The sequence below is a fragment of the Microcoleus harperi Pol14_C6 genome, assembly GCF_036701295.1.
GTDB lineage: Bacteria > Cyanobacteriota > Cyanobacteriia > Cyanobacteriales > Microcoleaceae > Microcoleus.
This window is the reverse complement of the sequence record NZ_JAUBQN010000001.1, coordinates 261635-286473: the sequence shown is the minus strand read 5'-3', so window position 1 is coordinate 286473 and position 24839 is coordinate 261635. Positions and strand designations below refer to the sequence as shown.

17 protein-coding genes and 1 tRNA gene are annotated in these 24839 nt (G+C 45.9%); 9 read left to right on the top strand and 9 right to left on the bottom strand.

The annotated features are described in order from the left end of the window. Nucleotides 1-323: 323 nt before the first annotated feature. Together QUA27_RS01185 and pyk are read right to left on the bottom strand one after the other, a co-directional pair. A tRNA-Thr gene (locus tag QUA27_RS01185) sits at nt 324-395 on the bottom strand. A gap of 94 nt (nt 396-489) precedes the next feature. Next, nucleotides 490-2277, bottom strand: coding sequence for a pyruvate kinase (pyk, locus tag QUA27_RS01180; RefSeq protein ID WP_333065811.1), 1788 nt, complete (start codon nt 2275-2277; stop codon nt 490-492). A gap of 431 nt (nt 2278-2708) precedes the next feature. On the opposite strand from pyk, the gene crtR reads away from it, so the two are divergent. Then, the gene (gene crtR / locus QUA27_RS01175; protein ID WP_333065810.1) at nt 2709-3599 is read left to right on the top strand and encodes a beta-carotene hydroxylase; all 891 of its coding nucleotides are present in this window, start codon (nt 2709-2711) and stop codon (nt 3597-3599) included. A gap of 161 nt (nt 3600-3760) precedes the next feature. On the opposite strand, the gene aroH is transcribed toward crtR, so the two are convergent. Both aroH and sppA read right to left on the bottom strand, forming a co-directional pair. Next, on the bottom strand, nt 3761-4186 hold the full coding sequence (aroH, locus tag QUA27_RS01170) for a chorismate mutase (protein WP_333065808.1): 426 nt from the start codon (nt 4184-4186) through the stop codon (nt 3761-3763). 267 nt (nt 4187-4453) lie between these two features. Beyond that, nucleotides 4454-5272: a signal peptide peptidase SppA gene (sppA, locus tag QUA27_RS01165; protein WP_333065807.1), complete on the bottom strand. Its 819-nt coding sequence runs from the start codon at nt 5270-5272 to the stop codon at nt 4454-4456. Between the two features lie 345 nt (nt 5273-5617). Here sppA and QUA27_RS01160 point away from each other — a divergent pair, with 345 nt between their 5' ends. Beyond that, on the top strand, nt 5618-6691 hold the full coding sequence (locus tag QUA27_RS01160; protein WP_333065805.1) for a DMT family transporter: 1074 nt from the start codon (nt 5618-5620) through the stop codon (nt 6689-6691). A 57-nt stretch (nt 6692-6748) separates the two neighbouring features. On the opposite strand, the gene QUA27_RS01155 is transcribed toward QUA27_RS01160, so the two are convergent. Continuing rightward, nucleotides 6749-7426 carry a phage tail protein gene (locus tag QUA27_RS01155; RefSeq protein ID WP_333065804.1) on the bottom strand — a complete coding sequence of 226 codons (678 nt, stop codon included), beginning with the start codon at nt 7424-7426 and terminating at the stop codon, nt 6749-6751. Between the two features lies 1 nt (nt 7427). Beyond that, on the bottom strand, nt 7428-8597 hold the full coding sequence (locus QUA27_RS01150) for an AAA family ATPase (RefSeq protein ID WP_333065803.1): 1170 nt from the start codon (nt 8595-8597) through the stop codon (nt 7428-7430). A gap of 47 nt (nt 8598-8644) precedes the next feature. On the opposite strand from QUA27_RS01150, the gene QUA27_RS01145 reads away from it, so the two are divergent. Together QUA27_RS01145 and QUA27_RS01140 are read left to right on the top strand one after the other, a co-directional pair. Next, on the top strand, nt 8645-9493 hold the full coding sequence (locus QUA27_RS01145) for a M28 family peptidase (protein ID WP_333065802.1): 849 nt from the start codon (nt 8645-8647) through the stop codon (nt 9491-9493). 145 nt (nt 9494-9638) lie between these two features. After that, entirely contained in the window at nt 9639-13364 is a 3726-nt protein-coding gene (locus QUA27_RS01140; RefSeq protein WP_333065801.1) for a hydantoinase B/oxoprolinase family protein, read from the top strand. On the opposite strand, the gene QUA27_RS01135 is transcribed toward QUA27_RS01140, so the two are convergent. Further along, on the bottom strand, nt 13355-13825 hold the full coding sequence (locus tag QUA27_RS01135) for an RNase H family protein (RefSeq protein WP_333065800.1): 471 nt from the start codon (nt 13823-13825) through the stop codon (nt 13355-13357). The two genes, QUA27_RS01140 and QUA27_RS01135, sit on opposite strands and share 10 nt — an antisense overlap. A 297-nt stretch (nt 13826-14122) precedes the next feature. Here QUA27_RS01135 and QUA27_RS01130 point away from each other — a divergent pair, with 297 nt between their 5' ends. From QUA27_RS01130 to QUA27_RS01120, 3 genes are all read left to right on the top strand, one after another. Continuing rightward, entirely contained in the window at nt 14123-14770 is a 648-nt protein-coding gene (locus tag QUA27_RS01130) for an RNA polymerase sigma factor (RefSeq protein WP_333065799.1), read from the top strand. A gap of 111 nt (nt 14771-14881) precedes the next feature. After that, nucleotides 14882-15205 carry a 2Fe-2S iron-sulfur cluster-binding protein gene (locus QUA27_RS01125; RefSeq protein WP_333065798.1) on the top strand — a complete coding sequence of 108 codons (324 nt, stop codon included), beginning with the start codon at nt 14882-14884 and terminating at the stop codon, nt 15203-15205. 2 nt (nt 15206-15207) lie between these two features. After that, nucleotides 15208-15681, top strand: a complete 474-nt coding sequence (locus QUA27_RS01120) for a hypothetical protein (protein ID WP_333065797.1) — start codon at nt 15208-15210, stop codon at nt 15679-15681. Nucleotides 15682-15812: 131 nt separating this feature from the next. Here the strand turns inward: QUA27_RS01120 and treS are convergent, their stop codons facing one another. Beyond that, on the bottom strand, nt 15813-19193 hold the full coding sequence (gene treS / locus QUA27_RS01115) for a maltose alpha-D-glucosyltransferase (protein ID WP_333065796.1): 3381 nt from the start codon (nt 19191-19193) through the stop codon (nt 15813-15815). Between the two features lie 573 nt (nt 19194-19766). On the opposite strand from treS, the gene QUA27_RS01110 reads away from it, so the two are divergent. Next, nucleotides 19767-19997 (top strand): photosystem II protein, Psb35-related, encoded by a 231-nt coding sequence (locus QUA27_RS01110; protein WP_333046753.1) that lies wholly within the window; start codon nt 19767-19769, stop codon nt 19995-19997. A 211-nt stretch (nt 19998-20208) separates the two neighbouring features. Here the strand turns inward: QUA27_RS01110 and QUA27_RS01105 are convergent, their stop codons facing one another. After that, nucleotides 20209-23148, bottom strand: coding sequence for an ATP-dependent Clp protease ATP-binding subunit (locus QUA27_RS01105; protein WP_333065795.1), 2940 nt, complete (start codon nt 23146-23148; stop codon nt 20209-20211). Nucleotides 23149-23423: 275 nt separating this feature from the next. Between QUA27_RS01105 and QUA27_RS01100 the strand changes: the two genes are divergently transcribed. Then, entirely contained in the window at nt 23424-24839 is a 1416-nt protein-coding gene (locus QUA27_RS01100; RefSeq protein WP_333065793.1) for an MBOAT family O-acyltransferase, read from the top strand.

Sequence of the window (24839 nt, the reverse complement as noted above, 5' to 3'; positions counted from 1 at the left end):
CCTATCTGGTATTTTTGCCATCGACAAAATCCGCAATGCCATAGGTTTGCAGCATCGGACTTCTGTCCTTATTAAAATCAGAGGACTTTACTCCTGACTAAAAACCATAAAAATTGGTAATCAAATAGCTTCGTAGTGAAGAGTTCAGTCCTCCTTAAAATCCGCGATGAAATAGGTTCCTAGTGAGGACTTCAGTCCCCCTTAAAATCCGACGACTTGCATTCCTCACTAAAATAGGCAAACCATAGACAAGTCATGGAAAAAACAAAGGTTCTACAGCATTAATAAGCTATAGAACCATTGAAAATATGTGTTTTATTGCAAGCCGATGGTGGGATTTGAACCCACGACCGTTCGATTACGAATCGAATACTCTACCCCTGAGCTACATCGGCACAGACAATTTTGAATTATAGCACAGCCTAAATGAAAAAAGCAAGGAGTTGTAGAATTTAATTCACAACTCCACAACTCCTAGCTCACCAACAGTTAAACGGTCACTTCCGCGTCAGTTGAGCCGCCTCTGGCCCCGGAATAAACTAAACCCCGCTGCATATCCAGCGTCAGCATAGTTCCGTCCCGAATGACCCGCGTGGCATTCTTTACGCCCACCATCACCGGCACGCCCAAGCGCAAACCGATAATCGCGGCGTGAGAAGTCAAACTGTCCTCCTCCGTCACCACACCGGCTGCTTTCCGAATCATCTCCACAAAAGCGACGCTGGTGTGTTCCACTACCAAAATTTCTCCAGGGTGGAAATTTCCTACATCCGCAGCAGTGCGAGCAACCCTGGCCATGCCACTCACCGATCCCAAACCGACACCGGTGCCTTTGCCTAAAACTGCTGTCACTACCTCAACTTTGATCAAATCCGTCGATCCAGCAACCCCTTGCAGAGTACCGGCGGTCATCACGACTAAATCTCCGTCGCACACTAACTCTTTTTCCTGGGCGACTGTCATGGCAGAGTGAAATGTCTGGCCGGTGGAGGGCAAATCCAGCACCAGCAAGGGTTTGACTCCCCATACCAATTGCAGTTGTCGGGCTACGTCTACGTGAGGAGTAACTGCCAAAATCGGAGTTTTGGGTCGGAATTTCGAGACATTTCGGGCTGTGGCGCCGGTTTTGGTCAGCGTCATGATGGCTGCGGCGTTCAACTGTTCGGAGATTTGGCTGACTGCTTGGCTGATGCCGTTGGGGATCGAGCGACCAATATCTTCTACATTCCTAATATTCCGTTTAATTCCTTCCCTCTCCATCCGCACAGCAATTCTCGCCATCGTCGCCACCGCTTCGACGGGGAACTTGCCGACAGCAGTTTCATTCGAGAGCATCACGGCATCAGTTCCGTCAAGAATCGCGTTGGCCACGTCGGAAATCTCGGCGCGGGTGGGACGGGGATTGTTGACCATGCTGTCGAGCATCTGGGTAGCGGTAATTACCGGAATACCCAGGCGGTTGGAGGTAGCAATCAGGCGCTTTTGCAAAATCGGCACGTCTTCGGCGGGCAGTTCCACTCCCAAATCGCCGCGGGCGACCATCACGCCGTTGCAAAGGGTGAGAATTTCCTCCATTTGTTCGATCGCCTCGTGCTTTTCGATCTTGGCAATCACCGGTACTTGCTTGCCCGCACTAGCAATCAGTTCTTTAATTTCGAGCACATCTTGGGGATTCCGCACAAAGCTCAGGGCCACCCAATCGACACCTTGGTCGAGGCCGAACATTAAATCTTTGCGGTCTTTATCAGTCAGCGCCTTAATTGACAGGTAAACTCCTGGAAAATTCACGCCTTTGTTGTTGGAAAGCGGCCCGCCGACGACGACGCGGCAGTGTAATTCCCGCGCCGCCCGGTCTACTTTTTCCACCAGCATTTCCACTTTCCCGTCGTCGAGCAAAATCATTGCTCCCTCTGGAACTTCGTCTGCTAGGGGGTCGTAGGTGACGGAAGAAATGAGCTCGGTACCTGGAACCTGGCGGCTGGTGAGAATGAAAGGATCGCCGTTTTTGACAACTATAGAGCCTGTCTCAAAGCGCCCTAAACGAATTTTCGGGCCTTGGAGGTCTTGGAGGATGGCAACCGGCTGGTTGAGTTCAAAGGATGTTTGCCGGATTAAGCGAATGCTGCGCTGGTGGTCTTCTTCTGTTCCGTGGGAAAAGTTGAGTCGCAAAGTTGTAGCACCGGCTTCTATGAGCTGGCGCAGCACTTGTGGGTCTGAAGTTGCTGGGCCAATGGTGGCGACGATTTTAGTCCGGCGTAGGGCTTTTGGCAATTGCATCAGCGGTGTTCTGGGGAGGCAGGTGGATTTCTTGTTTAAATTTCGGCTAACGTTTCATCTTTCACTACAAGCAATGACGCTAGTCTCAAGTCTTAAAAATTTTGATAGTCGTCAAAAAAGCAGGTATTGAACAATATATAGAATATCTGACTTTTTACCCATCGGTAATCTTTTCTTGGGCAGCGCGCTTTTTGGCAAATTTATCTGCTCTCAGGCTTGACATAAATACAGAGATACCCATTGATTTTATTTGGTCTGCAGAGCTCTTTTGGCTAATCTAGCACTGGTATCCTTGCACAACAGCAATACTTTCCTGGTTGTGCAGAGGCTAGTTTCTGGCGATCGAACTGTGTTCTTTCATAAAACTTTACTATTGTCCGGCTTGTATCTTATACTACGCAAGAGTGAAATATTAAGGAGTCTTAACAAAAATGTCGGAGGCAGGACGGCCGCTGACAGTGCCGAAAGAGTTTCTGAGTCCTCCCGGTGACTTTAATCCGACACTGCTGCTGTTTTTGAGTGCAGTAGCGATTATCGTGATTTCTTACTTGGGTTTCTGGTATTGGGAATGGCCCCAATGGTGCTGTTTTTTATTGAACGTGTTGGCTTTGCACATGGCTGGAACTGTGATTCACGATGCGTCTCATAATGCGGCCCATCGCGATCGCACAGTTAATGCTATTTTGGGACACGGTAGCGCCCTGATGTTGGGTTTTGCTTTTCCGGTGTTTACACGGGTACATATGCAGCATCACGCCCATGTCAATGACCCAGATAATGATCCAGACCATTATGTTTCGACCGGTGGGCCGCTGTGGTTGATTGCTGCGAGGTTTTTTTACCACGAGATTTTCTTTTTTAAGCGCAAACTGTGGCGGAAATACGAATTATTGGAATGGTTTCTCAGTCGTTTGTTTGTGATCGCGATCGTGTATATCTCGATTCAATACGATCATTTAGATTACGTGCTGAATTTTTGGTTTTCTCCGGCTTTGGTGGTGGGGTTGGCCTTGGGGTTGTTTTTTGATTATTTGCCGCACCGTCCGTTTCACGATCGCGATCGCTGGAAAAATGCCAGAGTATATCCGAGTCCTATTCTGAATATCTTAATTTTGGGGCAGAATTATCATCTGATACATCACTTGTGGCCTTCAATTCCTTGGTACAATTACAAGCCTGCTTACGAAGCTGTGAAGCCGCTGCTAGATGAAAAGGGTTCTCCTCAAACTTTGGGAATATTGGAAGGGAAAAAGGACTTTTGGAGTTTTATATATGACATTTTTTTAGGGATTAGGTTGCATCACAAAAAAGCGTCTGATTGACAAAAAACCCGGCTTCTCAAAGAAACCGGGTTTTTTTATAATAAAAGCTTTTAACCGTATATCCCCAGGGCAGGTTTTGTACTGTATCAAATGCCGTAAAAAATAAACCCACCTGTAATGGTGAGTTAACTGTTAAATCAAGCCCAAAGTGAATCTATTATTTATTTTTCCCCAGCCACCGCCACCGCTAAATTCCTATCGGGACGCAAATTTTGAGCTCCCCGCAAATAAGGATGATAAATTTCAGTATGTGCCGGCCAATTGACGTGAATTAAAAACCGGATGCAGCGTTCCAAAGCACCCTCAACGTGCATTTGCTGTACGTCCAACAAAGGAACATTGCACCAGTGAGAACGTTCGCGGGCGATTGCGGCCGGAAACACAGCATCTAAATCGCGAGTAGCAGAAAACGTAGCACTAATAATTAATTCTGGATTTATATCATTTTTTGCTTCTAATTCATCTAACAATTCTCTCACCGCTTCTCGAATTGCTGCCACCGAATTCTCGCTGGCAGTTGTTGCCCCACGAATACCCCGCACTTGCCACTCCACGCCAATTTCCTCCATTTTTTTGTCAGTTGTCATCGGTCATTAGTCATCGGTCATTAGTCATTAGTCACTAATAAGTAGTTATACTAAATTAGGCTTAAATACCCATTTTATTTCTTAGTCTGCGCTTGAGTGGACTTCGTTTATGTAGTTTGACCTCGAACTCGTAGGCGAAGCCAGCGCCAAGCACTTATGACGGGCGAAGCGCCACATTTGAGTTTGAGGTCAAGACATTTCAATCGTCCAATCATCCAGGGGGTAACTAATGACTACTGACTGCGAACCCATGACTAATTTATTTAATCACGGGCGATACATCCACAGCGGCAAACCGCTCGTAGAAAGCTCGAATTCCAGCAAATTATTGTAAGCTGAAAGCCCGGATATATCCAGACTACTCCCCAAAACGCGATTTAGGAAAGGTTTTGCTTTTTCTAGCGTGCAAGACTCGGTTTTTTCCGGGTCGAGGCCTGCGAGTTCGGCGGCAAGGCGGCGAGCGTCCTCTTCTGTTCCCAGTCGATCGACCAAACCCAATTCTAAGGCTTGCTGACCGGTAAAAACCCGACCATCGGCAAAACTTTTGACTTTTTCAACGGTCAATTTCCGGGCTTCAGCAACGGTTCCCACGAATTGCTGGTAGCTGGTGTCGATCAAGTCTTGCAGAATTTGCTGTTCAGGATCTGTCAATTCTCGATCGAATGCCAAGATATCTTTATACGGCCCCGATTTAATCACCTGAAAAGAAACGCCTACTTTTTCTAACAGCCGTTCTAAATTGTTACCCCGGATAATCACGCCAATGCTGCCGGTAATTGTACCGGGATTAGCAACGATATGCTCGGCTCCCATGCCGATGTAAACTCCACCAGAAGCTGAAATATTGCCAAAACTGGCAACAATTTTGACTTTTTCGCGCAGACGCTTGAGTGCGCTGTAAATTTCCTGGGAATCGCCGACAGTGCCGCCGGGGCTGTCTATCCGCAGCAGCAAAGCGGGAAATTTGCGTTCTTCAACGGTTTTGAGAGCTTCTAGGACTCGTTTGCGGGTTTCTCCGGCAATGGCTCCGGTGATTTCGATACGGGCGATTTGTTTGCGGTAGCGGGGCTTGAATGGCCAAATCATGGGCAGTGTACAGGCAATGTTACGGATTTTTGTAGCTAACTCTTATAGTGTGCCTTATTCATCGGGGTAGATGTTGTGCCTGTGTTCGCAACAGGCAAGATGCCTGTTGCACAAGAAAATTCTGGATTGTGGAACAGGCATCTTGCCTGTTCATAATTGCCGCAACAGGCAAGATGCCTGTTCCACCTTGATTTTGTTGTGGTACAGGCATCTTGCCTGTTCCTCATGGCCGAGATTTGTGCGATCGCATTTAACTCAACACCAATATATAATTGTAAAAATTGCTTAACAAATCTACATCATTCTCGTGAGAGCCACTCTCATCAATTATTTGGAGTCTCCGCCATGCAGCTAAAGCTTACCGATTCAAAACTGCCTTTTGCCCCGCTGTTGCTAATTGCGCCGTTTTTCCTGTGGGGAACCGCGATGGTAGCGATGAAGGGCGTGATGCCGCACACAACGCCGCTGTTTGTGGCTGTCGTGCGTTTAGTACCTGCGGGCGTATTGGTGCTGCTGGCGGCGGCATTCATGGGAAAACCGCAGCCGCAGGGTTGGAAAGCTTGGCTGTGGATTTCGCTGTTTGCTTTGGTTGACGCTACTTTGTTTCAAGGCTTTTTAGCCGAAGGTTTGGCGAGAACCGGTGCCGGCTTGGGTTCGGTGATGATTGATTCTCAACCGCTAGCTGTGGCGATTTTGTGTTTGTGGCTGTTTCAAGAAAAAATTGGTTTTTGGGGCTGGTTGGGATTAGTGATTGGCGTTGCTGGCATCAGTTTAATTGGGTTGCCCGATGGCTGGATTTTGGGGCTGTTTCATCCTGAAAACAGGCAGGTTTCTGCGGGTATCGAACAGTTGTTTCAGGGTGGAGAATGGTTGATGCTGTTGGCTGCTTTGTCGATGGCTGTGGGTACGGTTTTGGTGCGCTGGGTTTGCCGCTATGTTGACCCGGTTGTGGCGACGGGGTGGCACATGATTTTGGGCGGTTTGCCGCTGTTGGCAATTTCGGCTGTAACTGAGTCCGAACAGTTTGTGAATATTGATTTTTCTGGTTGGATGGCGTTAGGTTATTCTACCGTGTTCGGAAGTGCGATCGCCTACGGTTTGTTCTTTTATTTTGCTTCGAGTGGCAGTCTAACAAGTTTAAGTTCTCTAACCTTTCTTACGCCTGTATTTGCTTTGCTGTTCGGCAATTTGCTTTTGGGCGAAGTGTTGAATCCGCTGCAATCGATGGGAGTTGGGCTGACTTTGGTGAGTATTTATTTGATTAACCAGCGGGATACTTTGGGTGAGAAATTGAACAAAATGCGATCGGGCAAAGCAAATGCTGAGGAGGAAGCAGCGGGGTTGTTAGAGTCTTCTGAGTTGAATTCGGTGGAGTTGCCGGTGCAGGTGCGGGTAGGCGAAATGGAATCGGAAGTTTAGATTTAGATTTGGTTCCCGACGCAATTAACTCGATCCATAAAAACAGCTTAATTTACATTAAAAATCGTCTTCGGGTTCTCCAGCAATATTTCTTTTTTCAATTTCTTCTATAAAGAATTTGAAACTAGGATTGTCTGGGTAACTGGCGATTAAAACCTTCGGCTTGCAATATTTGCGGGCTATTTGTCGGTAGTAGTCAGGATTTTTAGCATTGCGATCGATTGTAAAACCATCTTTTCTACTAAGCTGCTGGTTTAACGTATCCAGACAATTTATCAACTTAGCTTTTTTCTTATCTGTATAGTACAACGGCAGCAACCAGCACTCAATAGAATGTACTGATATGGCAAATACGATCCGCTGTTCGTATTTGGTGTAAAAATCTTCCCCTATCAAACTTTTAAACTTATCTATGACTTTTTCAATCAACTGCCGAGGAGTCCACTCACCATTTTCATCTTGCTTGGCGATATTATAATCTTCTGAAACATCAGTATCTATTTGGATAATAATATAATCGATAAATTGAAATGCTTCCTTAAAATTATTTGACTCGCAGTAAGCAAAAACTTGACTCCAACCTCCATAGTTATGAGATTTATTCTCATCATCTTTATCTCTTTCTGGTTGAAGCGGTCTAATATCTATATCCGGGTTATTGAAATATCCTGCTAAAATACTTTCAATAACAATCTGGTCAGTTAATCCCTCTGTAATCAATCCCAAATTAGTCATATTAAAAATTCTTAGGAAGTCCTCCGATATAGCCCCTCAAAAACGCCTCTGATAATTTAACAGGTTCCTGTCCTTCTAGAGGTTCCGGTTTGAGAATGCGTCTAGCTTTAGTATGCCCTAATTGGTTGCGGTATATCACAAACAGCCGCTGTTCCTCATCATCTAAATCTAAACCGTCCAAAACTGCGGGATTGTGAGTTGTGAATATAACTTGTTTGTCGTGTTTTTTTGCTAATTCGACTAATTCTTGCATTAATCTGCGGCACAATCTGGGGTTGAGAGAAGCATCAATGTTATCTATTGCAAAAAATTTAGGAGTGAGATCGCTAATGAACAAGGCAAAGTAAAAGAGTAAAAACAAAAACCCTTCATTCGAGCTTCTTTGGTCGAAATAACTTAAATCAGTATCTAAGTACCTATCTGTGATTTGGATAGAAGTTTGCATTGCTGCTAAATTCTGAGGAACTTCAAAATCTTCAAACCAATCTATCAAGCGCAGCTTTTTTTTGATTTCATTAAATTTGTATTTATTTTCCTCTAAACTCAAAAAATTAATAAGTTTAAACAAGCCTTCGCCATTAATGCCTAACGGTTGAATTTGCCCTTCTTTTTCAAATGTTCGTAAAGCTGGATTTTCAGGAGAATAAACTATAAATAGATGTAAGTGAAATATTTCAATAAATGAGTCTATATCGTGGTTCAATTTTGATATGTCTTGTTCTGGTAGTTCCGTTGTATTTTTTAAAATTGATAGAAGTCTATCTTGCCCCCCGTATTTTTGAAGAAAAAGATTAAAAACATTCTCTGTTGAGGTTTCATTGTTGCCCCAAAAGTTTTTAGTCATCCACTGAGAATAAGGAGCATTATCATTTTGTAAAATACAACGGAATTGTTGTTTATTATTTGCTCTTAACTCAATTTGGATATTTTTAACTAAATTTTCATTTTCAAAACCTGCTCGCATAAATCGAGGTTCTGTAACTCGAATGCCCCGTGCAGCTAAGAACTCGTTATCAAGCTTATAATTAGCCGCAGCAGAAGCAAGGGCGATCGCCTCTAGGATATTACTCTTGCCGCAGCCATTTTCACCGATCAATACAGTTACTCGTCCTAATTCTAGTTTCAGCTTTTGAATGGACTTATAATTTTCAATTCTGACTTCTCCAATCATAATTTAATCCCATATAATCTTAGTGTACTCATTGTATCTCCGATCGCATGAATCTCAAAGAACGCTTGCACAGCCATCTGATTCAAATTGTACGCGATCGCAATCCATACCTCGCATCCGAAGGGCATTTTTATGCCCAGCAATACATCCGTGAACAGTTGGCACAGTGGGGAACTGTAGAAATTGACGATTTTTCCGTGCGCGGCCGAATTCATCACAATTTGATTTTGGATTTACCCCCCTTCGATCCGGTGGTTAAGAAGCGGTTGCCGCCGATCGTAATTGGTGCTCATTACGATACTGTACCCGGATCGCCTGGGGCCGATGATAATGCTACTGGTGTGGCTGTTTTGCTGGAACTCGCAAGGGATATCGCATCTGGGCCGCTCAAATATCCAGTGCAATTAGTTGCCTTCGATATGGAAGAATACGGTTGTTTTGGAAGCAGTCATCATGCAGCTAAATACAAGCAACAGCAAAAGTCAATCCGGTTAATGATTTCTTTGGAAATGTTGGGTTATTGCAACCACAATCCTAATTCTCAAAGCTATCCCGCTGGCTTGAAATATTTTTATCCAAATAGTGGTAATTTTATTGCTTTAATTGGCACTTTGCGGACGGTTCCCGATTTGATTAATTTGAGTGGCAAAATTCGCAAATCTGGTCAGCCCTGCGAGTGGCTGCCGGTGCCGAATCGAGGTTTAATTGTGCCGGATACTCGCCGCAGCGATCATGTTCCTTTTTGGGATAATGGTTATCCGGCTATTATGGTGACTGATACTGCTAATATGCGAAATCCGCATTATCATCGAGAAAGCGATCGGATTGAGACTTTGGATTTGGATTTTCTGGCTGGTGTTTGTCAGGGGTTAATCAAGGGCATTCGACATCTATAATTAACGCGAGCGATCGCCCGCTAGTTTGAGCGACAATAAATTATGACTTTTATGAGCCAAAGTTATGAATTTTATGAATTGACTCGAACAGAAGTTAGGTCAATAATTGTAAATTAATCAAGCAAAAATATCAAAAAAAAGAGATATGAATCCTACTTATTCCGATCGCACTCGCTGGCAATTTTGGATCGATCGCGGCGGTACTTTTACCGATATTGTCGCCAACAGCCCCGACGGTAAATTAGTCATTCACAAGCTGCTGTCGGAAAACCCAGAACGCTACACCGACGCCGCAGTCCAAGGAATTCGCGACATTTTGGGAATTCCCGCCGACGCAGCCATACCCGCCGCCGAAATTGAAGCGATTAAAATGGGGACGACGGTGGCGACAAATGCTTTGCTGGAACGAAAGGGCGATCGCACAATTCTGTTAATTACTAAAGGTTTCGGCGATGCGCTGAGAATTGGCTATCAAAACCGCCCGAATATTTTCGCGCGTCACATTGTTTTGCCCCAGATGCTGTACGATCGAGTTATTGAAGTTGCCGAACGCTACAGCGCTCAAGGTGAGGAGTTAACTGCTGTCAATCCCGAGTTTATCCCGTCTTTGCAGCAAGCATACGAGGAGGGAATTCGCAGTTGTGCGATCGTATTCATGCACGGCTACCGCTACTCAGAACACGAAAAACAAGTTGCTAAAATAGCGAAAGAAATTGGCTTTACTCAAATTTCAGTATCTCACGAAGTTAGCCCGCTGATGAAATTAGTTTCGCGGGGAGATACTGCGGTTGTCGATGCTTATTTATCTCCGATTTTGCGGCGTTATGTCGAACAAGTAACCAGTCAATTAAGAGAGGCCGAGCCTCTGGATATGGGTTCCCAGGCAGAGCCTGGGAACGAGGAAATGCCCAATGCCCAATCCCCCAAATTAATGTTTATGCAATCGAACGGCGGCTTAGTGGACGCCGCACAATTTCAAGGAAAAAACAGTATTTTATCCGGGCCTGCTGGGGGAATTGTCGGTGCTGTTCAAACCAGCAAAAAGGCAGGTTTTGATAAAATTATTACCTTTGATATGGGCGGAACTTCCACAGATGTTGCCCATTTTAACGGCGAATACGAACGCGAATTTGAGACGGAAATTGCTGGGGTGAGATTGCGATCGCCCGTGATGGCAATTCACACTGTAGCAGCCGGCGGCGGTTCAATTGTCTTTTTTGACGGGACTCGCTACCGCGTCGGGCCGGAGTCTGCAGGGGCCAATCCTGGGCCCGCTTGCTATCGCAAAGGCGGCCCCTTGACGGTGACTGATTGCAATGTGATGTTGGGGAAAATTCAACCGGATTTTTTCCCGAAAGTATTTGGATTGAATGGAGATTTGCCGATCGCCCCTGAGGTAGTAAAGCAAAAATTTGGGCAATTAGCGGCGGAAATTGGGGGCGAGAGGACGGCGGAACAAGTGGCGGAGGGTTTTTTGGCGATCGCTGTGGAAAAGATGGCAAATGCTGTCAAAAAAATCTCGCTTCAGCGCGGTTACGATGTTTCGGAGTATACATTGTGCTGTTTCGGCGGTGCGGGCGGCCAACACGCTTGTGCGATCGCCGATGCTTTGGGGATGAAACGGGTATTTATTCACCCTTATGCGGGTGTGTTGTCGGCTTACGGTATGGGTTTGGCTGATGTGCGGGCTATTCGCGAAAGGGCGATCGAGCAACAATTAAATGCAGAATTATTAGCTGATTTGCATCATATTTTAACTGCATTGGAGGCTGAGGGGAAGAGGGAATTGAACCGCAGAGGCGCAGAGAACGCAGAGAATGAGTCAGAGGTTTTAGTTGTTAGGAAGCTGCGCTTAAAATATCAGGGAAGTGACTCGGTTTTGGCGGTTGATTTTGCTGACAATATTGACGTCATGCAGGCTGAATTTGAAGCAGCACACCGACAGCGTTACAGTTTTATTATGCCAGAAAAACCGCTGATTGTGGAAGCGGTTTCAGTGGAAGTTGTAGAAAGAATGGATGTGCCGGAAGCATCCACAATTTCCCCCTCTGGTGGCACGGGCATCTCGCCTGTGCAACCAATTTCAACCGTGCAAACCTATGTTGCTGGCGGGTGGCGGGCAACACCTGTTTATCAGAGAGACGATTTGCGATCGGGCGACTGCATAGAAGGCCCTGCTATGATTGTTGAAGCAACGGGAACTAATATCATAGAACCGGGATGGGAAGGGGAAATCACCGAAAATAACGATCTAATTTTGAACCGCAGATGCACGCAGATGGACGCAGATAATATCCGCGTTCATTCGGGTTTATCTGCGGTTAAATCAGATCCGGTTTTGCTGGAAATTTTTAATAATTTGTTTCGGGCGATCGCGGAACAAATGGGCGTCACATTGCAAAACACAAGTTCCTCAGTCAACATCAAAGAACGTCTCGACTTTTCCTGTGCAATTTTCGACAAAAACGGCCAATTAGTTGCCAACGCGCCGCACATTCCCGTACATCTGGGTTCGATGAGCGAAAGCGTTGAAGCTTTAATTTTAGCACAAGGCAATGCGATTCAACCGGGCAATGTTTATGTTTCTAACAATCCCTACAACGGCGGCACACACTTGCCAGATATCACCGTTATTACTCCAGTATTCGATGGTGATTCCTCCCTTCCTTTGTTTTATGTTGCCTCGCGGGGACACCACGCCGACATCGGCGGCATTACTCCCGGTTCCATGCCTCCTAACAGTACAACAGTAACTGAAGAAGGTGTATTGCTTGACAATTTCCTGTTAGTAAGCGAGGGCAATTTTCGAGAAAAAGAATTACTTGAGCTTCTGACAGCGGGGAATTTTGCGGTTCGCAATTCCGCTCAAAATATAGCCGATTTGCAAGCACAAATTGCTGCTAACAAGCGCGGCTCTGAAGAACTGATCGAGATGGTAGAACATTATGGATTAGAGACTGTGCAAGCTTATATGGGCTTCGTACAAGACAATGCTGAGGAGTCAGTGCGGCGGGTAATTGATGTGTTGCCAGATGGCGAGTTTACTTATCCGATGGATAGTGGCGGACAAATTAAGGTAGCGATTACAATTGACAAATCTGCGCGCAGTGCAAAAATAGATTTTACTGGCACTTCTGCTCAACAATCCAACAATTTTAATGCTCCCGCTGCGGTGTGCAAAGCGGCTGTTTTGTATGTTTTCCGCACCTTGGTAGATGACGATATTCCTCTAAATGCGGGCTGTTTGAAACCTCTCGAAATCATCAATCCCGAAGGCTGTATGCTGAATCCTCGTTATCCAGCGGCGGTAGTTGCCGGAAATGTGGAAACTTCGCAGAATATTACCGATGCTTTGTATTGCGCGTTGGGAGTGATGGCGGCTTCTCAGGGAACTATGAATAATTTTACCTTTGGAAATCAGCGCTATCAATATTATGAAACAATTTGCGGCGGTTCGGGTGCTGGTGCAGATTTTGACGGTACGGATGCGGTTCAAACTCACATGACTAATTCGCGTTTAACTGACCCAGAAGTATTAGAATGGCGGTTTCCGGTGCTCTTAGAAAGTTTTGCAATTCGGGCTAATAGCGGTGGTAATGGATATCATCGCGGCGGGAATGGAGTTGTGCGGCGAGTGCGCTTTTGGGAGGCGATGACGGCGGGGATTTTATCGGGGAGACGGGTGATTTCTCCTGGCGGTTTGAATGGGGGTGAAGCGGGGAAAGTTGGACGGAGTTATGTGGAAACGGTGGAGGGAAAAGTTGAGGATTTGGGGAGTACGGCGACTGTGGAAATGCAGCCGGGGGATGTGTTTGTCATTGAGACTCCGGGGGGCGGAGGATATGGTTTTCCTAGCGGGGTTCACCGTTGATAGCCTTCATCTGCTGGTAAGTTTTGTTGATTGGCCGCTTGTCTGGAAATATAATTGCAGCGTTGATACTCTGGGTTGCCCGCACATTGCTTAATTCTAATAAACTCAACGTCGTGTTGCGAACAGAATTGGAGTAGTTGCTCCCACAAATCTACGTTAGCAGTAGGTTTCTGTTCGCTATTTTTCCAGTTATTAGCTTGCCAGCCCTGCGCCCAATTGTTGGCAATAGCGTCTACAAGGTAGCCGTTGTTATTGTATAGCGTAACTTTACATCTTGTTTTGAGTGCTTTGAGACCTTCAATTGCAGCAAGAATATCCATACGATTGTTTGTAGTCAACTGAAATCCGCCTGATAGTTCCTTGCGATGATTTTCATACAGCAAGACTGCCCCATATCCGCCAGCACCGCTCGCCGTAGTTATACCGCGAGTATAGATGCTAACTTGTTTCAAGTTGCTCATCCTTGTGGAGATCCTTCAGGGAATACAAACATTTTTGGAAAGAGAATGGACATCATAAAATTAGAATATAATTAGAAGGACTTTACCATTTCAACAACAAATTATATTTGTAGCTGCGCTGAACAAATAGAGTTTATATGTACTACTTTACATTAATACAGCATCACCTATAAATTCCCTTAGATAATTAATTGACTTAAATATCAACATAATTTGCCAGCACTTGCATCAAATGTATATGGTGTTGTAGAATTGGGCTGCACCAGCATTTATTCTCAAAGCTATTCCATAACAATTGTGCAAACACCTAATTTTTCCGAACTCAACCATCCTGTGGTCAAATCCCTGTTCCATCACAGCGACCAGGAATTATTGACCCTGTTTCAAAACCATCCCGATCAAGGTAGGTTCTTCACGGCGATTTTTTGCCGCTACGCTCAAATTGTACACTCCCTGATTCGCCATTCCGTGCGATCGCCCGTACAAGGCGATTACCTGTTTGCCCACACTTGGCAGCACATCTATCACGAACTCCGAGGCCTCGATTTGCGCCGCGAGATCCAAGAGTCTGATGGCGAAAATCTCAGTCTCCAAAACTGGCTGATTAATGTCACCGCAGTCTGCATAAATCAAGCCCAATTGCCCCCTGTTGAGTCGATTCACTATTCTTTGCAATCGGCTCCGCCTCCTCTGTGGTGTTACGTCAAACAAGCCTTGGAATTGTTAGCGCCGCTGCCGCGTTTAGTTGTGTTGATGGCTCAGACTTTCCGCTGGAGCGAAACTCGAATAGCAGCTTATTTGCAAGCAGAAGGCGAAGCTATTTCGCCCGCTCAGGTAAAGGCTTTGCTGCAAAAAGGATATCAAAGTTTAGAATCCAACTTGCCGGAGGATATTCGGGCTATTTATCTAGATGAAAATCTCGATTATCAAGAAGCACTTGTCTAGATATACACGATATAAATCCGCCCTTTCTATTTATAGGGGCGGGTGTTACCCGAAATATTTGCTAGGACTAACAGGATCGTAAACCCGCCTTTTGCGAGGAATAAGAAAAAAATGGCAGTTTATCAAGTTCGGTTGGTGAATGAGGCTCTCGCGCTCGATCGCACGATCGCAGTACCAGACGACCAGTATATCTTAGATATGGCAGAAGATGCCGGTATCCGCTTGCCGAACGGATGCAAGCAAGGAGAGTGTTCTGCTTGCGTTGTCAAACTGCTGAGTGGTGAAATCGATCAAAGCGAACAAAAGTTTTTGAAGCCGTCTGAATTGCAAGCTGGCTACGCTATTACTTGTGTGGCTTACCCGCTTTCTGACTGCACTTTGTTAACGCATCAAGAACAAGTTTTATATCAAACATCTCTCTATTTTAAGTCGTAAGTATGAACCGATTTAAAGATACTCGTGAAAACATCTACTCATTCCAGAATAAATTTCTGGTGCGATGCCCTTTCTGTGATTCATGTGCGATATTGCGCTGTATCGATGCTGATAAGGTCGATTACTTTGCTCCTCGGAGATTTTCCTGTACAGCTTGTGGTTCCTCAAAAGATTGGTCTAAGCAAAAGATTGAAAGCTGGTATAGTGGGCCAGGGGATGACTATTTAGGCTATCCTCTGTGGCTTGAAACTTCCTGTTGCGGTGAGACGCTTTGGGCTTACAATCTTCGACATTTAGAATTTATTGATGCCTGTGTTCGGGCAAAGCTGAGGGAACGAGAACCTCATGAACTTGATGGTTGGTCAAATCGCAGTCTATTCTCTCGACTTCCAAAATGGATGCAATCAGGTAAGAATCGAGAAGAAATTCTCAAAGCGATCGCAAAGATACGTGAATCAGTTGTAACTCCTACCTAATATTCGCCGCTGGAAATGGTTGTTCAACCAGATTTCGTGTCATGTAAGGTGCGTGACTCTCCAGCATCTCGCTGCAACTTGAGTGGCTAGAAAGCCACGCACCCTAACGAGTATAGATAAATCCCTCCTTATTAATTTAGCAACTGTAGAATCCGCTTCAGCGGAATTTCCGCCCAATCCAAGCGGTAATTAAGTTCGTAGGCTAGCTCGCCAACCGCTTTTTCCAAAATGTAAGCATCCAACAAAACTTGTAGTTCCGGTATAGATTTGGGCAAGAAATTCGCATCGGCTGCTGTTACCAAATAGCTGTTAAGAAAAGTGAGGCTGACCCAGCGGTGCCAAACGTTCGCCCACTGCTGCATCTCCGGGAGATTTTCCGGGCGAATCATCCCACTTTCTACTTCATTGCGGAGTGCCAAAGTAACAGCGTAACTTATAGATTGCAGCATTCCCGCAACATCTCGCAGGGGCGACCTCTTCATCCGTCGCTCGTTTAAGGGTCGATCGCGTTCTCCTCCGAAATCAATAATTACGAAGTCTTTGCCTGTATAAAGAACTTGCCCGAAATGAAAGTCTCCGTGACAGCGAATTCTATCGGCAGTGATTCTCAAGTTCAGAATAGACTTGAAACGTTCCATGAGCAAATCTTCACGGTTGAGGAGCTTTTGTGCCGATTTTTGTATTTCTGGCGGCAGTTTGGACAGCCGTTTTTTTAGCTCCAGCAAAGTTCTTCCTGCCAGATTTCTCATGTGTTGATAGATGGAACGCTGGTAAAAGGAGGTGAAGCTTTCTGGGGCAAAAGCGGGATTTTCTGTGTCAGCAGCTAAAGCGAGGTGAAGTTCGGCTGTCCGCTGACCTAAAAGTTCGGCTGATGCTAAGTAAGAGCCGATGAGTTCGCGAGCTAAGGCGGGAATTTCTAGGGATAAATCCGCTACTAGCGAGTTTGAGTTCCGCTGCATTTGTCCGGTCAAAGCGCTCGGTAAATAATTTTCGGGGGCAGTAGATAAATTCTCGCCGGAATGCTTTGCTTCTACGGTCATTACTTGCTCGAAATAGTCGCGCAGTGTGTCTAATGTATAAGACCAAGCGTCTATGCTGTCGGGGATTAATTTTTGCAGTATTCCGACGGTAAGGACTTGTTTTGCTGGTGTGTGATATTCCAATGCTCCGGCAATTGGAGCGTAGTGTTGGATCGAGTTGCGCTCTGTTAAAAAGCGTCCGATTTCTAATTCGGGGTTGATTCCTTCCTCGATTTTTCGCAATATTTTCAGGACGAAGCGGTCGCCGTAACCTGCTGATGTATTGCTTTGTTCTTTTTTGAACAGGTGAGGGTCGAGTTGCGATAAATCTTGTTCTGAGTTGAATGAACTGTCGGCAATTCCTAGCAGTTGACCTGCAGCACCTCTGTAACTGCGAGAATTGGCGATCGCCCCCAGCAGCGCGCTCAGAAAACCTTTGTCCCCGGCAGCGTCAAATAGTACGCCGACTTCGTTGTTGGTTTCTGGGAAGTGGAGGCGCGCGATCGCCCGATCGTCCATATCGCCTTTCATCTCTTCCCAACCTAAAGGCAAAACGTAAGTTTCCGGCATACCTTCAGTATAATTCAACAGCAAGAACAGAATGTAAACTTGAGATTCCTCCCCCGCACTATCTTTACATTCAATCGGTACAATCTCACTTATTTCTAATGATTGAATTGTCCGCTCTGTACCGCTAAACCAGCGATTCCGCCGCAGGTATCCCGGCAAAATATTAAGCAGCATATCGCTTAACTGACTGGTAGCAAAAGCAGTTTTCCAATTGCCTATCACCGCCAAAGTAGGCAAGTCTGTGGGAACGCCGTGGAGCGCCAAATCTTCGTTTTTAACCGTAAGAGTAAACCAGTAAAACGTGTGAGGACTCAAGCACAAAAAGTAAGGCGACTCGCCAACCGCAGGAAACTCCGTGCGGCCGAAAATCTCCACCGGAACAGCACCTTTAAAGGGCGCAAGGTCTAATTCTGCCGTCTGGACGAAGCGTGACAAATTAGCCACTACGAGGATGTGTTCGTCTTGATAAGTGCGTACAAAAGCTAAAACTTTGCGGTTTTCCGGGTACAGAAACTCGCAAGTTCCGCGGCCGAATGCTTGGAAGCGCTGCCTAATTGCAATCAGGCGTTTCATCCACCACCACAGAGAACTCGGATTCGCCCGCTGCGCGTCCACGTTAACAGATTCGTAGTGATATTCAGGGTCAACAATGGGCGGTGCGTACAGCCGCTGCGGGTTAGCACGGCTGAAACCGGCATTGCGATCGCCGCTCCACTGCATCGGAGTTCTCACCCCGTTGCGATCGCCCAAATAGATATTGTCTCCCATGCCAATTTCATCGCCGTAGTAAAGCACCGGCGTACCCGGAAGAGACAGCAGCAAAGCATTCATCAACTCGATGCGGCGGCGGTTATTTCCCATCAAAGGAGCCAAGCGGCGGCGGATGCCCAAATTAATTCTCGCCTGAGTATCTTGAGCGTAAACCCGATACATATAATCTCGGTCTTCATCGCTCACCATTTCCAGCGTCAATTCATCGTGATTCCGCAAAAATAAAGCCCACTGACAGTTATTGGGAATCTGCGGAGTTTGCTGGAGAATGTCGCTAATTGGGAAGCTATCTTCCATATACAAAGCCATAAATAAACGCGGCATCAGCGGAAAATGAAAGTTCATGTGACATTCATCCCCAGCAGCGTAATATTCAACCGCATCCTCCGGCCACTGATTCGCCTCAGCCAGCAGCATCCGGTTCGGGAATTTCTCATCTACGTGCTGCCGCAATTGCTTCAGGAATTGGTGAGTTTCTGGCAGGTTTTCGCAGTTAGTACCTTCGCGCTCGTACAGGTAAGGCACCGCATCCATTCGCAGTCCGTCTACTCCTAGTGCCAACCAGAAATCTACCACATCTAAGATGGCTTGGCGGACGGCCGGATTGTCGTAATTCAAATCTGGTTGGTGAGAATAAAAACGGTGCCAGTAATAAGCTTTTGCTACCGCATCCCAAGCCCAATTAGATGTTTCAAAATCTTGGAAAATAATTCTAGCATCTTGATATTTTTCCGGCGTGTCGCTCCACACATAAAAATCTCTTTCGTTACTGCCTTTCGGGGCGCGGCGCGCTCGCTGAAACCAAGCGTGCTGGTCAGAAGTGTGGTTGACAATTAACTCAATAATGACTCGAATTCCCCGCTGGTGCGCTGCTTCTAAAAGGTCTTTAAAATCCTCTAATGTGCCGTAAATCGGGTTGACGGTAGTATAGTGAGATGTATCGTAGCCGTCGTCTCGGAGCGGCGAGGGAAAAAATGGCAGTACCCAAATTGCTGTTACTCCCAAGTTTTGCAGGTAATCCAGTTTTTCTGTCAGTCCTCTAAAGTCGCCTATGCCGTCTGCATTGCTGTCGGCAAAAGCCCGAACTGGTACTTCGTAAATAATTGCGTCTTTGAACCACAAGGGGTCGTCATTTAACATTGAGTTTGGCATGATTTGTAGCGATGATTGGTAGTTGGTAACTTGTACTTAAAATTTGGTAATTGGGATTTGTTAGTTCCCATCCAAACCGATAAATCATAACTCATAATTTAGCCGCTATTCCTCATGCCAGCGGCAGACTTTTAATCGTAATTTATTAACGCAAAACTTATAATTTCTTAACTATAAAATCTCAACAAGCTGTTTTGCTATTTCGGATACGGTTCACAATTCCGATACATATGCGCGGTGCACACCCGAAAGACCGGTCCGCGGTGCACACCCTACCAAGGCGTGTCAACTTAAGCCTGAAACCCCTCTGAATCTCTCCCTGGTAGCCCAGTCTAGATCCCCCTAAATCCCCCTTGATGGGACTTTGAGAACACTCTTGTCCCCCCCTTATTAAGGGGGGCTAGGGGGGATCGAGCCCTTGTTGACACTAAGCGCACCCTCCCGACTCAGGATTAGGTGCGGTATTTACTACCTGCCGGACGGTTGCCACGACATTACAGTACCTTGACGTGAATTACTAATTTTCGTTACATTAGTTTACATAAAGCAACAAAAGTTAAGGAAAAAGCAAATATGGCTATTGTAATCGCTCTTTTAATCGTCGGTTGGGTCGCAGCTTCAGTAATTGGCACTCAAGCATATTTCCTCGGGGAACAGTCAAAGCCCATCCACGAGCGGAATTGGAACGATGAATCTTTTGAAAAATTGGCTGTAGCAATCACGGCAACAGAGATGGATTACAGCGTTCGCGTTCCCGCCTACAGCATGGATGCTTACGGCAGTCGCACCATCTCGAATTCTTGATATCAAGTAACAGGTTTCACCATTTTCAATAACAGGCATCTTGCCTGTTGCTAATTTTCAATAACAGGCAGGATGCCTGTTCCACAAGAGAATTAATGGTTTGTGGAACAGGCATCTTGCCTGTTGCTAATTTTCAATAACAGGCATTCTGCCTGTTCCACAAGAAGACTTATTATTTGTGGAACAGGCAGAATGCCTGTTCCTAACGCAACTACAAACTGTTACCTGTCAGCGCTGGGCGAGAATCTTTTTTGCGAAATTGCAAAGTGTTATTGTCACAGTCGATCGCAATTGTATCTCCCTCCACAAACGCATTTTCCAGAATCTTGTTTGCCAGCGGGTTTTCCAGCTCCCGCTGGATGGCGCGTTTCAAGGGACGAGCGCCGTAAACCGGGTCGTAACCGACATCTGTGATATGGTTTTTCGCCGCATCGGACAGTTCCAAAGTGATTTTTTGCTCGGCCAACAAACGCTCGATCCGCTTCACTTGGATACTGACTATTTGCCGTAGTTCCACCTTGCTCAAAGTGTGGAACAAAATTATCTCGTCCACCCGATTGAGAAATTCAGGTCGAAAGTGCGATCGCAGGGCTGTCATTACCCGTTTTAACATCTGTTCGTACTCTTGGTCTGTCTCCCGTTCTTGAGTCAATAAATTTTCATTTTCACTCTTGTTTTCACTCTTGGTTACACTATCAGCATCAACTCGCTGGGCCGACACCTCGACAGTACCGTCGGCAGCCACTTTATAATCTGTCTTTTGACTTGACAAATCTTTCGTTTCCTGCTTCCGGCTAGCAGGTTTTTTGACGGTTTTTTCCTTCTTAGTAAACACGTCTAAAATGTGGTCGCTGCCGATATTGCTAGTCATCACAATTACAGTATTTCTAAAGTCAACCACTCGACCTTGAGAATCGGTAATTCTGCCGTCATCCAACACTTGCAGCAAAATGTTAAATACGTCCGGGTGCGCTTTTTCCACTTCGTCAAACAGCACTACCGAATAAGGATGTCTCCGCACTGCTTCCGAAAGTTGTCCCCCTTCATCGTAACCGACATATCCGGGGGGAGCTCCTACCAACCGGGAAACGCTGTGTTTCTCCATGTATTCCGACATATCGATGCGGACGATCGCATCATCGCTGTCAAACAAAAACTCCGCCAACGCCCGCGCTAACTCAGTTTTGCCGACGCCTGTGGGGCCCATAAACAAGAAAGAGCCGATCGGCCTGCCGGGGTCTTTCATGCCCGCCCTCGCGCGCCTAATTGCCGCCGCCACGGCTGTTACAGCTTCCTCTTGACCGATGACTTTTTGGTGCAAGTGTTTTTCCAATTGCAGCAATTTTTGGCGTTCGGATTCTAACAATCGGTTAACCGGAATGCCCGTCCATTTAGCGACAATTTCCGCAATATCGCCCTCAGTAACTTTTTCGCGCAGCAGGGAAGAACCTTGAGCTTGCTGTTTCAAAAGTTCAGCTTCTTTCGCTTCGCGATCGCGCACCGCAGTTTCCAACTTGCCGTACTTTAACTGTGCGGCCTTATTCAAATCGTAAGCCCTTTCTGCTTGTTCAATTTGGACTCGCAATTGGTCTTCTTCTGCTTTCAATTTATTGATTGCATCCAACAACTGCTTTTCGCCCAACCACTGAGAGGACAATTTTTCCTGCTTGACTTTTAAAATGTCAATCTCCGATGTGATGCGTTCGACGCGGAAGCCGAGCCCAGGGGCTAGAGTGCCTTTTCCTTCCCCTTCGATCGACAATTTTTCCATTTCCAACTGCATCACCCGGCGGTCGATTCCTTCCAATTCCACAGGTTTAGAAGTAATCTCCATTTTCAAGTGGGCGGCCGCTTCATCTACCAGGTCGATCGCCTTGTCCGGCAAAAAGCGATCGGAAATATAGCGAAAAGAGAGAGTTGCAGCAGCTACCAGGGCCGAATCAGTAATTTTTACCCCGTGGTGGCGTTCGTAACGGTCTTTCAATCCGCGCAAAATCGAAACAGTATCTTCAACGCTGGGTTCGCCGACAAATACTTGTTGAAACCGGCGTTCCAAGGCTGGATCTTTTTCAATATTTTTGCGGAATTCGTCGAGAGTTGTAGCGCCGATGCAGCGCAATTCGCCTCTCGCCAACATGGGTTTTAACAAATTTCCCGCATCCATTCCCGAACCGGAACTGCCACCGCCGCCAGTGCCAACAACGGTGTGCAATTCGTCAATAAATAGGACAATTTGCCCGTCGGCATCGATGACTTCCCGCAGAACAGACCGCAATCGTTCTTCAAATTCGCCCCGGAATTTTGCCCCAGCAATTAAACTCCCCATGTCAAGGCTAAATAGCTGGCGATTTTTCAAAGATTCCGGTACGTCGCCGTTGACAATTCGCTGGGCTAAACCTTCGGCGATCGCAGTTTTTCCGACTCCCGGATCGCCAATTAACACCGGATTGTTTTTTTGGCGGCGGGAAAGAACTTGTACCACGCGGCGGATTTCCTCGTCGCGGCCGATTACTGGGTCGAGTTTGCCGGCTTTGGCGGCTTCTGTCAAATCGCGGCCGTACTTGCTGAGGGCGTCGGAGTTAGCTTCGCCATCTTGATCTTGGGCTTTAGCGCTGCTGCGGCTGCCTTTCCCCGTTTCGGAATTTTTTTCTTGTGTTTTAGCAGTGGCGCGGAAAGATTTGATTGCTTCTTCGAGTTTTGGTCGATCGATCGTACCGGCTGGGGGTTTGCGATCGTAACCGGGGCGGCCCGGCGGGCCGTCGCCTTTTGTCAGCAACCTGCGGCCGACTCGTTCGTCTTCTACTAAACCAATTAATAAATGTTCAACGGCGATAAAATTATCTTGCCAAGTCGCCCTGGTGGCCTCGGCAACATCTAACATCACTTCTAAGCCGCGGCCGAGGTATAGTTGGTCAGCGTTGGCAACTCTGGGCTGTCGTTTGGCAAAAGCATCTAACTGCTGCGCCAAGCGGGGGGCATCGACTCCAGCTTTGCTGAGAATGCTGTTGGCCTGGCCTTGCTGTTCGAGAAGGGCGATGGCTAAATGTTCAACCTCTAGCTGCTGATTGGCAAAGCGGCGGGCGACATCCTGGGATTTGACAATGGCTTCCCAGGCTTGATCTGTAAATTTGCTAGGGTCTGTTGGCTGCACGTTGGTTCCTCGCAATCAAGGGGATTCCTGTTGTTATCCGTTAATACATCGTCTCACAACCATCATAATCTTTAAACAGGATTATGAATTTATGAGTGCGGTTAACTAGGGCGGAAGTTGTGGCATAATTGGCCTCTTACAAAAGCTTACAGTCCGCAATCCACCCCGAAATTTGGTGAGGTCAGACCGACTCTGGCGATTCCCTTCGGGATAGGTTGGCTGGCCGTACTTATAAAAATATTGCTAGAAACAAGATTTTTTATAGGCTGAGACTTATGCTATTTCCCACTTACCAATTTCTAGTTTTTTTCCTAATTATTTTTAGCGCGATCGTCTCTGTGAAACCCCAAGTCAATTTGTATAAAATTGTCTTGTTAATTTCAAGTTTATTATTTTATTCCTTTTGGAGTTTCGACTTTCTCTTGCTCCTCATTTTTTCTACAGCGTCTAACTATATCATTCTCCGCTTTCTCTGCAACAATAAGTCTAAAAAAATTGCTTTGATCTCCGGTTTAGTTTTCAACATTACCTATCTCGGCATCTTTAAATATTGCAACTTCTTTGTAACTTCTTTATTTGAGATACTGAACCAGCTACAAATTCCAGCCAGCTTTCCAGTTTTGCAAATAATTGCCCCCGTCGGCGTGTCTTTCTACACTTTTAGAATGATTTCTCATTTAATCGACTGCTACCAGCAAAAAATACCCTGTCCAAAATTTATAGACTATGCGGCCTACATTACCTACTTTCCGCAAATTGCCTCTGGGCCAATCTCGCGAGCTCGCGAATTTTATTTGCAGCTAAATTCACGGAAAAAATACGACTATCAAATTGAAGAAGTTATAGTTTTGATTTTGTCTGGACTCTTCAAAAAATATACTTTATCGAGCTTTTTGTTTAACTTCACTGACTTACCCTTCAAAGTACCCCAGCAGTACAGCAGCATCGATTTAATCCTCGCGGCAATTTCCTATTCGTGTTTAATTTATGTAGATTTCAGCGGCTATTCGGATTTAGCCAACGGTATCTCCTGTTTGCTGGGTTTCAAGCCGATTGCCAACTTTAATATGCCATACCGATCGCTCAGTCTGCAAGAATTTTGGAAAAGGTGGCACATCAGTCTTTCCGAGTGGCTGAGGGATTACGTTTACTTTCCCTTGGGCGGTAACAAATACGGCAAGTTGAGGAAGTACCTAAATCTATTTTTAACAATGGCGATCGGTGGATTTTGGCACGGCGCAGGTTTAAACTTTATTTTCTGGGGAGCAATTCATGGTTTAGGATTAATTGTCAACCATTTATGTAAAGATATCCCCCAAGCTATCCACTTTAAATTAGACTATGCCTTTCCCAGATTTGCTAAATTTTGCAGTTGGCTGCTAACATTTACTTTTGTTACTTGTAGCTGGGTATTTTTCGGCACTCCCAACTGGGAAACTGCGGTGAGTTTTTTTGAAGGAATTGTCCATCCGGCCGTCGCAAATTTTCAATTTAACTTTTGGCAATTGTATTTAGTAATTGCAGTCATTGGCGCGATCAACTTGTGGGGCGATCGCATCGCCCAACTATTGCGAACCGTATTGTCATTAAAAAACATTTTCTTTCGGGTTGTCTTAGTTTCGCTGCTCGTGTATACTATCTTGATGTTGGGGCCAAGTACCGTTCCGCCTTTTATTTACTTTAATTTTTAA

What these genes read in the sequence shown, in the direction of transcription:
- pyk (WP_333065811.1), bottom strand. Translation starts at nt 2,277, where the DNA reads ATGCAATTGCCAAAAGCCCTACGCCGGACTAAAATCGTCGCCACCATT.
- crtR (WP_333065810.1), top strand. Translation starts at nt 2,709, where the DNA reads ATGTCGGAGGCAGGACGGCCGCTGACAGTGCCGAAAGAGTTTCTGAGT.
- aroH (WP_333065808.1), bottom strand. Translation starts at nt 4,186, where the DNA reads ATGACAACTGACAAAAAAATGGAGGAAATTGGCGTGGAGTGGCAAGTG.
- sppA (WP_333065807.1), bottom strand. Translation starts at nt 5,272, where the DNA reads ATGATTTGGCCATTCAAGCCCCGCTACCGCAAACAAATCGCCCGTATC.
- QUA27_RS01160 (WP_333065805.1), top strand. Translation starts at nt 5,618, where the DNA reads ATGCAGCTAAAGCTTACCGATTCAAAACTGCCTTTTGCCCCGCTGTTG.
- QUA27_RS01155 (WP_333065804.1), bottom strand. Translation starts at nt 7,426, where the DNA reads ATGACTAATTTGGGATTGATTACAGAGGGATTAACTGACCAGATTGTT.
- QUA27_RS01150 (WP_333065803.1), bottom strand. Translation starts at nt 8,597, where the DNA reads ATGATTGGAGAAGTCAGAATTGAAAATTATAAGTCCATTCAAAAGCTG.
- QUA27_RS01145 (WP_333065802.1), top strand. Translation starts at nt 8,645, where the DNA reads ATGAATCTCAAAGAACGCTTGCACAGCCATCTGATTCAAATTGTACGC.
- QUA27_RS01140 (WP_333065801.1), top strand. Translation starts at nt 9,639, where the DNA reads ATGAATCCTACTTATTCCGATCGCACTCGCTGGCAATTTTGGATCGAT.
- QUA27_RS01135 (WP_333065800.1), bottom strand. Translation starts at nt 13,825, where the DNA reads ATGAGCAACTTGAAACAAGTTAGCATCTATACTCGCGGTATAACTACG.
- QUA27_RS01125 (WP_333065798.1), top strand. Translation starts at nt 14,882, where the DNA reads ATGGCAGTTTATCAAGTTCGGTTGGTGAATGAGGCTCTCGCGCTCGAT.
- QUA27_RS01120 (WP_333065797.1), top strand. Translation starts at nt 15,208, where the DNA reads ATGAACCGATTTAAAGATACTCGTGAAAACATCTACTCATTCCAGAAT.
- treS (WP_333065796.1), bottom strand. Translation starts at nt 19,193, where the DNA reads ATGCCAAACTCAATGTTAAATGACGACCCCTTGTGGTTCAAAGACGCA.
- QUA27_RS01110 (WP_333046753.1), top strand. Translation starts at nt 19,767, where the DNA reads ATGGCTATTGTAATCGCTCTTTTAATCGTCGGTTGGGTCGCAGCTTCA.
- QUA27_RS01100 (WP_333065793.1), top strand. Translation starts at nt 23,424, where the DNA reads ATGCTATTTCCCACTTACCAATTTCTAGTTTTTTTCCTAATTATTTTT.